The 13,669-nt window shown below is 34.3% G+C and carries 12 protein-coding genes; 1 reads left to right on the top strand and 11 read right to left on the bottom strand.

Features of this window, described 5'->3' with window-relative positions:
• Positions 1 to 203: 203 nt before the first annotated feature.
• From susR to ABXT06_RS21650, 3 genes are all read right to left on the bottom strand, one after another.
• Positions 204 to 1,940: a SusR family glycan utilization regulator gene (gene susR / locus ABXT06_RS21660; RefSeq protein ID WP_354592608.1), complete on the bottom strand. Its 1,737-nt coding sequence runs from the start codon at positions 1,938 to 1,940 to the stop codon at positions 204 to 206.
• A gap of 54 nt (positions 1,941 to 1,994) precedes the next feature.
• Positions 1,995 to 2,678: a 3-keto-disaccharide hydrolase gene (locus ABXT06_RS21655; protein WP_354592607.1), complete on the bottom strand. Its 684-nt coding sequence runs from the start codon at positions 2,676 to 2,678 to the stop codon at positions 1,995 to 1,997.
• A 693-nt stretch (positions 2,679 to 3,371) separates the two neighbouring features.
• Positions 3,372 to 4,433 (bottom strand): amidohydrolase family protein, encoded by a 1,062-nt coding sequence (locus ABXT06_RS21650; protein ID WP_354592606.1) that lies wholly within the window; start codon positions 4,431 to 4,433, stop codon positions 3,372 to 3,374.
• A gap of 353 nt (positions 4,434 to 4,786) precedes the next feature.
• Here ABXT06_RS21650 and ABXT06_RS21645 point away from each other — a divergent pair, with 353 nt between their 5' ends.
• A complete protein-coding gene (locus ABXT06_RS21645) occupies positions 4,787 to 5,746 on the top strand; it encodes a helix-turn-helix domain-containing protein (RefSeq protein ID WP_354592605.1) in 960 nt (319 codons plus the stop codon).
• 3 nt (positions 5,747 to 5,749) lie between these two features.
• On the opposite strand, the gene ABXT06_RS21640 is transcribed toward ABXT06_RS21645, so the two are convergent.
• From ABXT06_RS21640 to ABXT06_RS21605, 8 genes are all read right to left on the bottom strand, one after another.
• Positions 5,750 to 6,187 (bottom strand): Rid family detoxifying hydrolase, encoded by a 438-nt coding sequence (locus ABXT06_RS21640; RefSeq protein WP_354592604.1) that lies wholly within the window; start codon positions 6,185 to 6,187, stop codon positions 5,750 to 5,752.
• Positions 6,188 to 6,252: 65 nt separating this feature from the next.
• Positions 6,253 to 7,164 carry an alpha/beta fold hydrolase gene (locus ABXT06_RS21635; protein WP_095927785.1) on the bottom strand — a complete coding sequence of 304 codons (912 nt, stop codon included), beginning with the start codon at positions 7,162 to 7,164 and terminating at the stop codon, positions 6,253 to 6,255.
• Positions 7,165 to 7,299: 135 nt separating this feature from the next.
• Positions 7,300 to 8,121: an alpha/beta fold hydrolase gene (locus ABXT06_RS21630; protein WP_354592603.1), complete on the bottom strand. Its 822-nt coding sequence runs from the start codon at positions 8,119 to 8,121 to the stop codon at positions 7,300 to 7,302.
• Positions 8,122 to 8,346: 225 nt separating this feature from the next.
• Positions 8,347 to 8,760, bottom strand: a complete 414-nt coding sequence (locus tag ABXT06_RS21625; RefSeq protein WP_354592602.1) for a cupin domain-containing protein — start codon at positions 8,758 to 8,760, stop codon at positions 8,347 to 8,349.
• 39 nt (positions 8,761 to 8,799) lie between these two features.
• The gene (locus ABXT06_RS21620) at positions 8,800 to 9,273 is read right to left on the bottom strand and encodes a Dps family protein (protein ID WP_354592601.1); all 474 of its coding nucleotides are present in this window, start codon (positions 9,271 to 9,273) and stop codon (positions 8,800 to 8,802) included.
• 918 nt (positions 9,274 to 10,191) lie between these two features.
• A complete protein-coding gene (locus ABXT06_RS21615; RefSeq protein ID WP_354592600.1) occupies positions 10,192 to 11,193 on the bottom strand; it encodes a hypothetical protein in 1,002 nt (333 codons plus the stop codon).
• A complete protein-coding gene (locus ABXT06_RS21610) occupies positions 11,151 to 11,600 on the bottom strand; it encodes a hypothetical protein (protein WP_354592599.1) in 450 nt (149 codons plus the stop codon). Before ABXT06_RS21610 ends, ABXT06_RS21615 begins: the two co-directional genes overlap by 43 nt.
• 449 nt (positions 11,601 to 12,049) lie before the next feature.
• Positions 12,050 to 12,877 (bottom strand): helix-turn-helix domain-containing protein, encoded by an 828-nt coding sequence (locus ABXT06_RS21605; protein ID WP_341688313.1) that lies wholly within the window; start codon positions 12,875 to 12,877, stop codon positions 12,050 to 12,052.
• Between the last annotated feature and the right edge of the window lie 792 nt (positions 12,878 to 13,669).

The following is a 13,669-nucleotide window of genomic DNA, read 5'->3' as shown; positions in this document are numbered from 1 at the left end:
AGACTTTTACATAAAAACACACAGTAATAATTATATAGATTTTAATATTTAAAACAATAAGAATTCAAGCATAAAAAAACATATTTTGCAATATTTTACTATAAAAAATATATTATTCTCATTGAGACAAACAACATAAATGGGGCGCAGAAAAAAAAGTCCCGCTGTTGAACAGCGGGACTTTTTATTAAATATTTGATTAATTAGGTAATTTTTACAGAAGTAATTTTCATCAATTTTTTATCAAAGCCTTCATTTTCGATTATGGACTTATTACGAACTTTAGTTTTATAGGCATAAATTGAATTGACTGAATAACCTAAAATTTGCGCAATTTTCTCATTGTGTTTGATCCCTAAACGGATCAAGGCAAAAATTCTCAGCTCTTTATTAAGAATCTGCCCTTCTTTTAGCTTTATCTGCTCCCCGGGTTTCATGAGCGAATTGAATTCAGCAATAAAATCAGGAAACAGATTGATAAACGCTGTGTCAAAATTATTGAGCAGTTTATCCTTTTCCTTCTTCAAATCATATCTTGATATTCTGTATTTTGCTTTAGCATAATCTCCTGAATCAATATCCCTTTCTATGTAAGATGTAAATTCATTAAACTTTTCAAAAATATCATCATATTCCGTAAAGAAAAAACCAATATATTCTTCATTAATCTTATTAGCTTCTGAAAGACGATTGTTAATCAATTCAATTTGGCTGTTACGCGCCTTTATTTCTTCGTTTACAACAACAAGTTGTTTATTTACATTCTGCAGATCTGTATGCGCAACTCCAATTATCTTTTTTGCTTTTTGAATTTTCCTGAATTGCATAAAAGTAAGGATTAAAAAGCAGATTACAATTACTGAAAAAACAATTGCACCTATATATTGAAAGTAAAGTCTCTTTTTTTCTCTTTCAATATTCTGGACTATTTCTTCTTCAATGTGCGGCAGGATCGCTCCTACTTGTAGTTTTCTCTGCTGTGCCCCATAAAAAACAGCATCATCATATGCTTTTTTCACTAGCGAAGATGCACTCTGCAGATTCTTTTTTCTAAACAAGAGCTCTGATAACCTTATTATAGCCAGTGATTCTTTTGTTGAGATACGAATATCTGAAATAGCGGCTTTGCTGTAATAATCAAGTGCGCGATCTCCCCTGCCCGACTCATTGCAGATCTCTCCAAGCATGTAATTTAATAAGGCTTCATCCCTATCACTAACATCAGAATTAAGAAGGGACAGAAAGCCTTTTTCAGCAGAAGCTAAATCACCATCCTTATATTCGTTAAAAAATTTTAAAAATGAATTGAAAAAAGTACCTTCAGCTGTTAAATTTAATGCCTTAATTCTGCACTCCTTAGCAAGCTGGTTGTACTTTTTACTAAAGATCGGAATACTGCTGTATTCTGCCATATCACTATAGCACCTGCCAAGCAGTCCATAATATAAAGATCCGTTCTCATTGTTTATCTCTTCGGGTTTAATCAAAAGAAGGTAATCCAACCCTTCTTTATACATACCCGCAGAAACACTGATATTGGCCAAATTAATATTGGACTTCATCAAAAAGGATTTATCATTAATTTTTTCTGATAACTCTTTGACTTTTAAGGCATAATCAAAAGCAGAATCTCTCTTAAAAAGTACATACTGATCAAAAAGCTGCTGGTTTAAATCCAATAACTTGTGGCGATCATCTTTAACCAGCCTAAGCTGATCCTTTAAATCCTGAATGGCCTTTCTCTTGCTTTTATCATAAATGCTCGAGGAATCTATTACCTGATCGAGCCTTTTTAACAATTGCTCGCTTTGTCCATAAAAACTGTTTGAACATAATAGTAGAATAGCAATCAAAATGAAATTTAAGCTAAAACGTAAAAGGAATTTTTCTATAAAAAATTGCTTAACCATGCCATACATTAGTGATTTTAAATTAAACATTTTTTTTAGTCAACAAATTTTCACTGATACATATAATATCAGCACATTATATTACTAATCTAATTCTTTAATCATAATATTGCGAAACCAGACATCGTTTCCATGATCCTGCAAAGCAATTTTTCCTTTATTGAATGTGCCAAAATCCGGCCAATCTGCAAATTTGCTTCCCGCTACGATTTTTTTGAAATTATCATCCCAAAGAATAGTCTCTACCACTGTAACTCCATTAAGAATAAGTGTTAATTTTCCTTTCCTGCTGACAATTTCGGCAGTATTCCATTCTCCAGCCTGTTTGACAGGCTCTGATCTGCTTTGAACCAAATCATACAAATCTCCTGCTCGATGCTTAAGAATTTTTCCGTCCGGATGGCCCTCATTATCTAAAAGCTGCATTTCGAGTCCAGTACTATAAGTATTTTGGTATTTTACAGGATTCTCATTTACATAAAAAATTATACCGCTGTTCCCGTTCTGGGCTATTTTCCAATCCAATTTAAGATGGAAATCCCTAAATTCAGCATCCGTTACTAAGTCCCCGCCCTGCCCATTGTTTGCTTCTTTTGAATCAAAATGCAATATGCCATCTGCCGCCTTCCATGCTTTTCCAGCGGATTTTTTGCCATAGGAATGCCAGCCCTTTGTCGATTTGCCGTCAAAAAGGGGCTTGAAACTTTTCTGTGCCTGCATCGTTTGCAGTCCAAACAAAACAACTAATGAAACTATAATTTTTTTCATTTCAATATTTTTATTAATCAGTTAAAACTATTCTTTTATTGTAACAGGCGGGAGAGAAACCAAATCTTTCAAAAAAGTAAAATTAAAATTTTATTCTGCGCAAACAAGATATAGCCAATTATAAAATTTTCAGCCATTATTTATGTTTTTCCAATTACTGAAACAAAAGCCTGCTAATTCAAGATCAATGTGCTTGAAAGGAATTACTTTTGTGCCACAAAACCTAAATCGAATAAAGTAATTCATAGAGCCAAAGAAAGACAATACTATCTTAACTTAAAACAATCTTTTAAAATCTTCCATAAAATTTGTAAATTTATATATCAGTTTAATTCGATGAATCAACTGAGTTTTTACAATCTTTGCATCAATCCCCAACAGGGCATCTAAACCAAATTTACATTGCCAATGCAAGACAGACACTACATATAGAAAGCCAATTTCTTCAAATCATCCAAAAATGATGTTGTAATATGTCCTGTCCCTGTCACAACGTCAAATGGTGCCAATTGAAGACAATTGGCGCCATTTTTTTATTTAAATTGTTAAATAAAGTAACTTTGGGCTATTTTTTTAGAATCAAATAAAAAAACAACTGATAAGGAAACCTCCTTATTGCTTAAGAAGGTTTTTATAGCTAATAAATAGAGTAATTTACAGATTCAAATTTAAAAATTACGCGATTAGAAAAAATTAAATAGTATTGCCGTCCAGTTTTATATCCACTCCTTCTTTCCATACATGTAGTATTGAAAGCGAATCAGAAATACTTGTGGTAGGATCGCCTTTTACCAAAAGCAAATCAGCTCTCATTCCTTCTAAAATTTGTCCCCTGTCTGAGAGGCTGAATCTTTTCGCAATTACAGAAGTAGCAGATTGTAAAGCTTCAATCGGACTTAAACCCGCTTCGACCAATAACTGCAATTCATGATGCACGCTTACTCCGTGGGCTAGGCCTCCTAAATGCGCCATTGGTACCGATACATCTGTACCCACCAATATATCTACACCAGCGTTATGAAGATCTTTGACATTGTTGTAGTTGTCCTCCATATTGCCTGAAGGAAAAGTGTTGAAACAAGAACACATGGTCATTTTCCAATCTTCATTAAGCTTGTGGCTTACCCGTTTGTCATTCGCAACATGGCAGGCAGATTTACCAATTATCGAGGAGTTTAAAACCAGGCATGGTGTTACAAATATCCCTTTGTCTGAAATGGATTTGATAAGTTCAGGAGTCCAATCCGGTCTGTCGATAAAAAGGTGTGCCAATCCATCGACACCTACATCAACAGCGGTTTTAGCAGCTTCTGCGGTTAGTACATGCGCTATGGCAATTTTACCCAATTTATGAGCTTCATCAACTGCTGCCTTCAAAACATTGGGTTTTAACATAGGCAAACCTGGCGCATTCATTACAGTTCCTTCTTCAATCATAATTTTGAAATAATCGGCACCATTTTCCATTTGCTGATGCACAAACTGAACTGCACCTTCAACGGTCGTAACATCCAGCTTTTCACCTTGTTCATTTTCTCTTTCTTCGAAGGCAGCAATGAAATCCTTTTTTTCCTGCTCGGTCATCTTCTCCATTTTTTTCAGGATAAAGCTTGGAATCCCTTCTTCTTTTGGAATTAATTCATCTGGATGTCCGCCCGGAGCTGTCAAAGCCATTCCGGAAGAGCGGACGTCGGCAATGTTTGAACTGTCTTTTATTTGCAGTTCACGTCCTTTTTTTGTCATACCGCCCTGCATTTCCAATTCGGTTGTTACACCAAACTGTATGGCATCCCGCAGCGAATCTACCGAAGTATGAACATGCGCATCAATCAGTCCCGGCAGAAGTGTCGCCCCTTTTCCGTCAACTATTTCATCAACTCCCTCTGGCAGTTCATCGCAGATGGAAGTGATCTTTCCATCACTGATAATAACAGTTTTTTTGCCTATTACTTCTTTGCCATCAAATACATTTGCATTGACAATGGCTGTGGTTTTTATTGTATTCATTTTTTTTATTTATTACTATTAGATTTGACAAAAATATATGATCAATAAGAGATAAAATACCTATATTTAACACATTAATAGTTACAAAAGGTCAGTTTAATATGGAGTTAAACGTAAAAAAAGAATTCGGTTTTTTAGAAGGTTTTGCAGAATTGATTGGTTCAGAAGTAATAAATGGTGTACTGACGATTCCGGAAAACAAAGGAAAAGGTTATTTCAGAGGGTTTAGGCTTGACAATTCCATAAGCATGATAGTGAGTAATTATGAATTTAATGACGATCTGTTGGCAAAACGATTTGGAAGTGAAAATTCATTAAAGAGAATTTTGTTTTCTTTTAATTCCATTTTTCCAGACACTAATCCTGCAATCAAGAATGCAAACAATGATCTGCCTTCCATACAGGTATTTAAGGGAAAACTGAACATTGAAACATTTTATCCTAACAGAACAAAATTCAAATCTATTTTTATTGCAATTGATTCTGATATGCTGGTTAAATTTTTGGGTTCCAATGGAGAGAATGCTATTTTCAAAAAGATCATTAGCAGCGAACAGCCCATTCTTTTTGAAGAATCCATCTCACCAAAAATACAAGAAGTGGCCTTGGAAATTATTGAATCGGATGTACCTGATACGCTGGCTGACTTTTTCTTTAAAATTAAAGCCGAAGAATTAATATGTTTGACGTTAAAAGAACTTTTAAAAAGGGAAAAAACCACTTTACATGTGCTGAATGAAATTGATGTCCAAAAAATTTATGAAGTCAGGGATGCAATTTTAAACGAAATTCATGTTCCTCCTGTCATAAAAAACCTAGCTTCACAAATAGGAATGAGCGAGTCAAAATTTAAAAGACTCTTCAAACAAATATTTGGAAACAGCTTTTTCAGCTATTATCAAAAGTTGAGAATGAAGGAAGCCTCCCGATTATTAAAAGAAAATAAAATGTCAGTTTCCGAAGTGGGTTATGCTTTGGGCTTTTCTAATCTAAGCCATTTCACCAAGGTTTTTGAAGAACATAACGGGACCAAACCTAAAGCTTTTCAAAAAAACAGATAACTTTTATTTTTTCACCGCAATACATTCTATTTCAATGCTCGCGTTTTTTGGCAATGAAACCACTTCAATTGTGCTTCGCGCGGGAAAGTGATTGTGGAAGTAGCTTCCGTAAATGTTGTTCACGGTTTCAAACTGCTTGATGTCCGTAATAAAAATCGTGGTTTTTGCAATATGATCCAAATCGGAATTGTTGTTTTCGAGAACGGCTTTTAAGTTTTCGAAAATCTGAACGGTTTGTTCTTCAATTCCATTTTTCAAAGTGTTTGTTTTTGGATCAATGCCTATTTGCCCCGAGACAAACACTAAATCTGCAAAACTGGTGGAATGGCTGTATGGGCCAATTGGTTTTGGCAGATTGGAATGGTTTACAGTAATTATGGATTTGGTATTACTGCAGGAAGCGAAAACTAATATGGCTAGAAATAATGCTATTCTTTTCATCTCTATTTTATTTTAAAGGATAAAAAAAGAGGCTAATTTTTTAAAACTAACCTCTTTATGAATTTTTATTTTTTTACAAATTTCAATAACTCTGAATTGAATTTATCCAATTCTTCGATGAACAAGGCATGGCCGCTTTTTTCCAAAGGTACCAATGTAGAATTTTTTAATAGGGAGTGCATTTGTTCAGCTAATTCATAAGAACATATTTTATCCAATTTTCCGTGAAGGATTAGTGTTGGGATTGTGATGTTTTTCAAATCCTCTCTCAAGTCGCTGTCTCTAAGCGTTTTTAATCCTTCGGCCATTGCATAAGGCGAAGCTTGCGCCTGAATAGTACCTAACCATGCGCCATATCCGGGAGAAACGCTTGTTTCGTTAGCAGGGAATATTTTTCCAAAGTTTTCCAATAATTGAGGTCTGTTGGTATTGTTCAATTGGATTAATCCGTCCACATCTTCTTTACTCCAAAAACCATAATTAAAGTCGGCTCTTTTTGTCCATGTTGGCGCTGCCGCTCCGAATAAAGCCAGTTTAGAAACATGTGCCGCTTTGTATTTGGCCACATAATGCACTACAGTTGCACCTCCCATTGAAAATCCTCCGATTGTTGCGTTTTGAATGTTCAATTTGTCAAGAACCACTTTGATATCGTCTGCAAAAACATCGTAGTTGTATTTTCCTGCCGGCTTGTCAGATAATCCGAAACCTCTCAAAGTAATTCCGATAACTCTGTATCCTTGTTGAGTAAAATAAGCATATTGATACTCATACATTGCATCGCTCAATGGCCATCCGTGGATCAAAACGATTGGCTGTCCCTCGCCAAGGTCGGTAACGTGAAGCTTTACATTTTTTTCAACTTCTACATATTCTTCTCTTCCATAAGATGCTGGAACTCTTTTTGTCTGTGCAGACGAAACGCTGCTAAATAATACTGCTGTAAATAAACCGATTGATAAAATTAAATTTTTCATGTTTTTCTAAATTTTAGATTGTTATTTTTTTAATAATTTGGTTATTGTTATTTGATGTTGCAAAGTTGGAGCAAAGTGCAGGAAAGGACAATGGATGGTTTTCTCTTTGAACTGCACTTTTTTCCCTTTCTTGATTTATGACTGGATAAATTCCAAAATGTCTTTGTTGATAGTCTCAGCTTCAGTAGTCGGCATACCGTGTGAGAAGCCAGGATAAATGATCAGTTTTCCGTTTTTCAAAAGCTCGGCCGCTTTTACAGCAGTTGTTTCATAAGGCACAATCTGGTCGTCGTCACCATGCTGAACCAATACTGGAACATCAATACTTTTAAGGTCTTCAGTAAAATCAGTTTCAGAGAAAACTTCAATACAATCATATTGCGCTTTTATGCCGCCCATCATTCCCTGTCTCCACCAGTTGTCCTGTATTCCTTTTTTTACATTCGCACCTTCGCGGTTGTAGCCATAAAAAGGAACAGTCAGGTCTTGGTAAAATTGCTGTCTGTTGTGTAAAGTATTGTGTCGGATATCATCAAACACCGCCAATGGCACACCATTTGGATTTCTGTCGTCTGCAATCATATAAGGGGTAATGGCACTGATCAAAACGACTTTTGACACACGTCCTTTTCCATATTGTGCCGCATAACGCAAAGCCTCTCCACCGCCAGTTGAATGCCCGATATGGATTGCATTTTTAAGATCCAAAAACTCAACCAGTTCAGCCACATCCTGTGCGTAAGTATCCATGTCGTTGCCTTTATATGTTTGGGCAGATCTTCCATGGCCTCTTCTGTCGTGGGCGATTACCCTGTAACCCTGATTAAGGAAAAACATCATTTGGGCATCCCAGTCGTCAGATGACAGCGGCCATCCGTGGTGAAAGAAAATTGGCTGTCCTGCTCCTAAATCTTTGAAGTAAATTTCTGTTCCGTCTTTTACTGTAAACTTGTTCATGTTTTTTATATTTAAATGTTATTGCTTTTTTGATAAGGCAAAGTTGGGATTAATCCGGGCGCCCATCAATGGATGGTTTTCTCTTTGAACTGCACTTTTTTCCCCATGCTTTAAATTTTATTATTTCTTGAAGCATGCACTTGTCTTTGCCACGGAATGAGTCCGCTGTCCGTTTCAGGTTTTGTACAAATTCCGGCGCGCCAGGCTCTCAAATTCTGCTTGGGATTATTTATTTTTCAATACAAGAAGAGGCTTGTTCTTCTCCACAATGTAGGTGGCAAGCTCCGAAGCTTTACCGTTGCCTACATTTTTTGCGGAATGATTCTTTCCTTTGGGAATAAAAAGTACGTCGCCAGCTTTAAGAATAATGGGTTTTTCTCCTTCAATCTGATATTCAAATGTGCCTTCCAGCACATAAATCAGTTCCTCGCCCGGATGGTTGTGCATCCCAAAAGCGGAATGTGCTTGAAAGTCTATCCGGGCCTGAATAGTTTCATATCCCGAAACCGAAATGTCATGTCTCTGCAGATTAGTGCGGCTAATACCTGACTGCTGTGCAGAAGCGGTCGCTGGAGTTAAAAATGCAGTCAGTCCTGCCAATGCAGCTGCACTTAATAATAAATTCTTATATGTTCTCATCTGTCTATTTTTTATTTTTAATTATTTTTCTTGTTGTTACTATTTTAAATGTGCCCTTAAAATCCAGGCTGTTTTTTCGTGTTCCTGCATCAATCCGGTGATGAAATCGCTGGTTCCTAGATCCTCATAATCGTTAGCAAAAAGATTGATGTTTGACCTTATATGATTGATTATAGCTTCATGCGCTGAGAGCAGTTCGCTTATAAAACTTTGGCTGTCGTTTTCAGCAGGAGCATTTTCTGTAAGATGGCTCTGTTCCAAAAACGCTTTTAGAGTCCCAGGAACCAAATGTCCCAAAGTGCGGATGCGCTCAGCAACGCTATCTATTGTTTCTGCAATCTGCCCTGCCTGCTCGTCAAACAGTTTATGCTTGTCATAAAAATCATTTCCTTCTACGTTCCAATGTGCCTGTTTGGTTTTGGTAAAAAGGACAAATTCATCTGCCAGTATTTTTGATAATATGTTCGCTACGGATTTTCTGTTTTCTTCCGAAATTCCAATATCTGCTGTCATAATTAATTGTTTTTGTTAATTTGATATTGCAAAGTTGTGGCAAATACTTCCCCACAACAATGGACGCTTTTCTCTTTGAATTGCACTTTTTCCTTTTATACTAGATTGTAGTTATTTAGATTACGCCTTAAAAATGGACTAAATCTTACTGATGAAAATTTCAGAAAAACTAAATTTTCATTCCATTGAAGCGTAATAAACTACTTCTTCTGGTTTGAAAAAGCACAAACAGTTAATTGAAAAAATGTACAGTACATTAAAAAATAGATGTTATAACCAAATAAAGAGATGGTTAAAAGCAAAAAGAAAGCTTATTAGAAAGTGATATCTATCGATTCAGGATTAATCGGTAAGCGTTTGATAATTCAATCTTTGCTTTTGTGTCAAATGGAGATACAAATTCTTGTGCTGAAAGCAAAACGGGAAGCAATAATGTAATTTTTTCATTCTCTTTTTAGTCATTATTAAATTAAGTTTTCTCAAATCGCAATTGTCTAATTTGAATACGAAGACATTTACGTTGGAGCAAAATTGAACATTACTGAAAAATAAAAATGAATTTCAATGCCTAAAAAACGTGACAGGTGTTAAGAAAAAATGTGACTTTTAATATTTAACGACTAATTCTAGAGAGGTATTCATAAAATGACATGCTTTTATCAATCTCCATTTTGTTAAAAATTCGCTCCTTTCTCTTTCTGCAAGCCTCTTGTGTAATATTGAAGATTGAGCAAATCTCTTTGGAGCTCAAATTCATATAAACGTAACATATAAAACGAATGTCATTAGCTGTAAGGTTCGGATGTTTTTCTTTTAAACAATTTAAAAATACTTGATTGACTTCTTCAAAATGAATGATAAAATTGTCCCATTCTGAATTTGATTTCAAATGTTCTTTTAAGGACTTAATATGGCTCTTTAGCGTATTATCGTGAGAAACATTTGGAATTTCTGAAAGGAGTTAACAACTTCCTCTATCATGTCATTTCTCCCGGAGAGATACAATGCTTTTGCCAACAGTTTTCTGTTTTTTTGTTCGATCTCGTTTTTAAGACGTTCTTGCTCTAAAAGTGCCCCACTTTCAATCTCTTTTATCTGTTGCTCCAGCATCCGCTTGTTACTCTTTTCACTCTCAAGTTCAAGGTTAATGATTTTTTGCTCTCGCTCTATAATAATTTTCTTTTGTTCTTGTTTAATTATCCTATTTCTGTGCATTCTAAACAAAAAAAAGAGCAATAAAATAAAAAAGACGATTAAGACGCCAAATATTTTATGCTCAAATCTTGATTTTTCTCTCGATATCTTCAAATCGTTTTTATAATTCAATACATCAAATTTCACTTTATTAGTTTCGTAAACATTCTTCTGAGTCATATTATCTAATGAATCTCTCGTAGAAACCATCATTCTCAATGTAGCTAAAGCCTTACCGTCTTTTTTCTGAAGCACATACACATCAGAAAGTTGATCATACAGTCTCATTCGACCTTCCAGATCTCTTGTTGCTTTCAAGCATAAATTGATATAGTAAACACATTTGTCATAATCTTTTTCCAAAAAAAAGGCCCTAGCTAAAAGATTAAGAATCGTTGAATTAATATTTCTATTTTCAAAATTGTTTTCTTTATTTTTAGCTTGTAAATCGAATGCTATTTTCTTTCCTGCTTCAAAATCACCTCTGCATAAAAGGTTTTCAGCCAACATCGCTTGCACCTGAAGTTCTAGAGGCTCATTACCTTTAGCAAACACTGCTGCCTCATTCAAATAATCACTAGCAACATCTAGTTCATTAAGCCAGTTGGATACTTTTCCTAAATTAACACCATACAAAGCCAACTTGTTTTTATCTCCCAATTTTTTTGCTATATCGTATGCTTTTAAATAATATTCCTGAGCTTTTTTGTATTTTTTTCCAGGCAATAAAGCACGGCAATATTATTTAATATGGCTGATTCCTTATTTGATTCGAGGTGCTGTGTTGCAACAATATAGGCTTCTAAATAATAGTTCAATGCTTCGCCATAATCAGACAAATTCATGTAAACAACTCCGATTTTATTCTTTGTCTCAAAAATTTGAAGATACCAATTGTTCTTTTCGGCAAGCAATTTTGCCTTTGTCAAATCTTTCAAAGCTTTCGCATAATCGAACTTATCCATTGCAGCTAATCCCGATTCTTTGATTTTTATACAATCTTCAAGCGTTTGTGCGTAATTGTTCAAATTAAAAAACAGACAAAAAAGTAATGTGAAAAATATTGATTTCGGACTTTTTACAGTAGTAAAAATATTATGATCGTTAATTCTGTAAAAAACTTTCTTTTGCATAAATGATTTTTAATAATTGTATTTCTTTTGGTGACAAAAAAGCAAACCTACAGCTTCTAACATAATAAAACACGTAATAATACTTTGTTTTTCACTGCTAAGCCAATTACTTTTTGTTGTTGCTTTATTTCTTTTTCAGTAAAATATTTAATTTATAATCACTATGAATTTAGACAATATTGATTTTTAAATTGTTGCTATTTCTGAATCATTTTTTAAATATTGTTAATTCAAATAAGGTCTTGCTTTTAATTAAACGTTAGTCTAGATTAGATACTGCAAAGTTGATCAATTAGGGAAATTTTATCATGTTTTTCCTTTGAATTGTACTTTTTTCCTTTTAATGCTAAAAAGCTACTATTCGTAATAATTTAAAGCGTGAAATCTAATTCTAAGACATAAAAAAGTATGATTGGGATATCATACTTTAAAAATGGAGCTTCTTAATGTTAAAATTGCTTTCTAAATGATAATGGAGAGATACCTGTGTTTTTTGTGAAAAACCGGATGAAATAGGCATCATCGTCATAGTTTAAACTGAACGCTATTTCTTTTACCGTAAGGGCGGTGTGTGCTAACAATCGTTTACTTTCCAGGATAATTCTGTTTTTTATGATGTCATTTGGCGTGTCTTTGCTAACCATGCCAATTTTTTTTCCAAGGTTCTTAGGGGTTATAAACAACATTTCGGCGTAATCAGCAACAGTGTGATGTGTTTTGTAATGCTGTTCGACAAGTTTGCTGAATTTCCTTAAGAACTGAACATCAGACTGCTGGTCCTTCTCAGCTAAAAGATGCTGTTGTTTCCAGATTCTTGTTGATTTTAAAATGATAAGCTTTAATAATATCCGCAGCATTTCTTCTGTATTTGAGTCTTCATCTTCCATTTCAGATTTTATTTCATTAATTATATTCTGAATGTCTGCCGACTGGCTCTCATCTAATTTAATAAATGGAATTTCAAAAACATTATTGTAGAGTATTCCGTCACAGGCGACTTCCTGATCGTGAATTTCGATACAATAAAAATCACGGTTAAAATGGAGTAAGACTTCTCCTCCGAATCCGGTCACGGGCTTTACTATAACTTTTGGGTTGATGAAAAGCAGGCAGTCTGTTTCGATTTGAAACTCCTGAAAATCGACATGAACTTTGGTTTCTTTTGGTAAAAATAAAACTTTTATGTGATCGTCAATTTTGATCAATGTACTTTCATCAAGGCATTGTTGACTAAAACTAAGATTTCCAAACTGTTTGTATGAGAATTCTTTGAGCATTTTATATTTGGTTTAAAGCAGTTACGGGGTTTAACATATCAAAAGAAAAAACTAGAATCAGGGCGCAAATATAAAATTATAAATAAATAAAAAAAGTTCTTTAGTTTAAGAATTCCGAAAAGATTTGAATGCTATCCCACAATAAAAAATTACTAAAATTAAAAGCTAACCTATAATAAAAAGCAAATTTGTCTAATAGGCACGGAATCTTTCAGATGTAAATCCTTTAGCGACAATTAATCATCAACATCGAAAATTCTTGTATTCCCAAAAGCATACTTTCACTATTCTAATCTTAAAATTAAACGGACCTTTTTCCTCCACAGAAAGATACTGCGAATTTTAAAGGTCTTTTAACTTTCATATTTTTATATAAACGTGATCTTTTTTAGAACTGCCATATTTTACTAAATCAAAATTCAAGGCTGTATCCTTCAGTAGACTAATTATTTACATAAAGAGTCAAAGAGAGACCGTTCTACTTTAAATAAGCCACTCTCTTAAAATCCTCCATAATATTTCTAGAATTGCATATTAGTTCACAGCCATAAAACCAATTGAGTTTTTATATTATTTGCATCAATCCCCAACAGGACATCTAAACCAAATTTGCAAAGCCAATCAAAGACAGACATTACATATAGTAAGCCAATTTCTTCAAATCATCCATAAATGATGTTGAAATTTGTCCTGTCCCTGTCCATAAAACGCAATTGGCAGGCAGTCAAAACGGTCATTAAAAACAATTGCAAAATTTCAGATGTGCAGATTTGGGAGGATTATTTGGAACTA

Source organism: Flavobacterium sp. UW10123 (assembly GCF_040538975.1).
Classification (GTDB): domain Bacteria; phylum Bacteroidota; class Bacteroidia; order Flavobacteriales; family Flavobacteriaceae; genus Flavobacterium.
The sequence above is the reverse complement of the archived record's forward strand: the minus strand, read 5'-3'. Positions and strand labels throughout refer to the sequence as shown.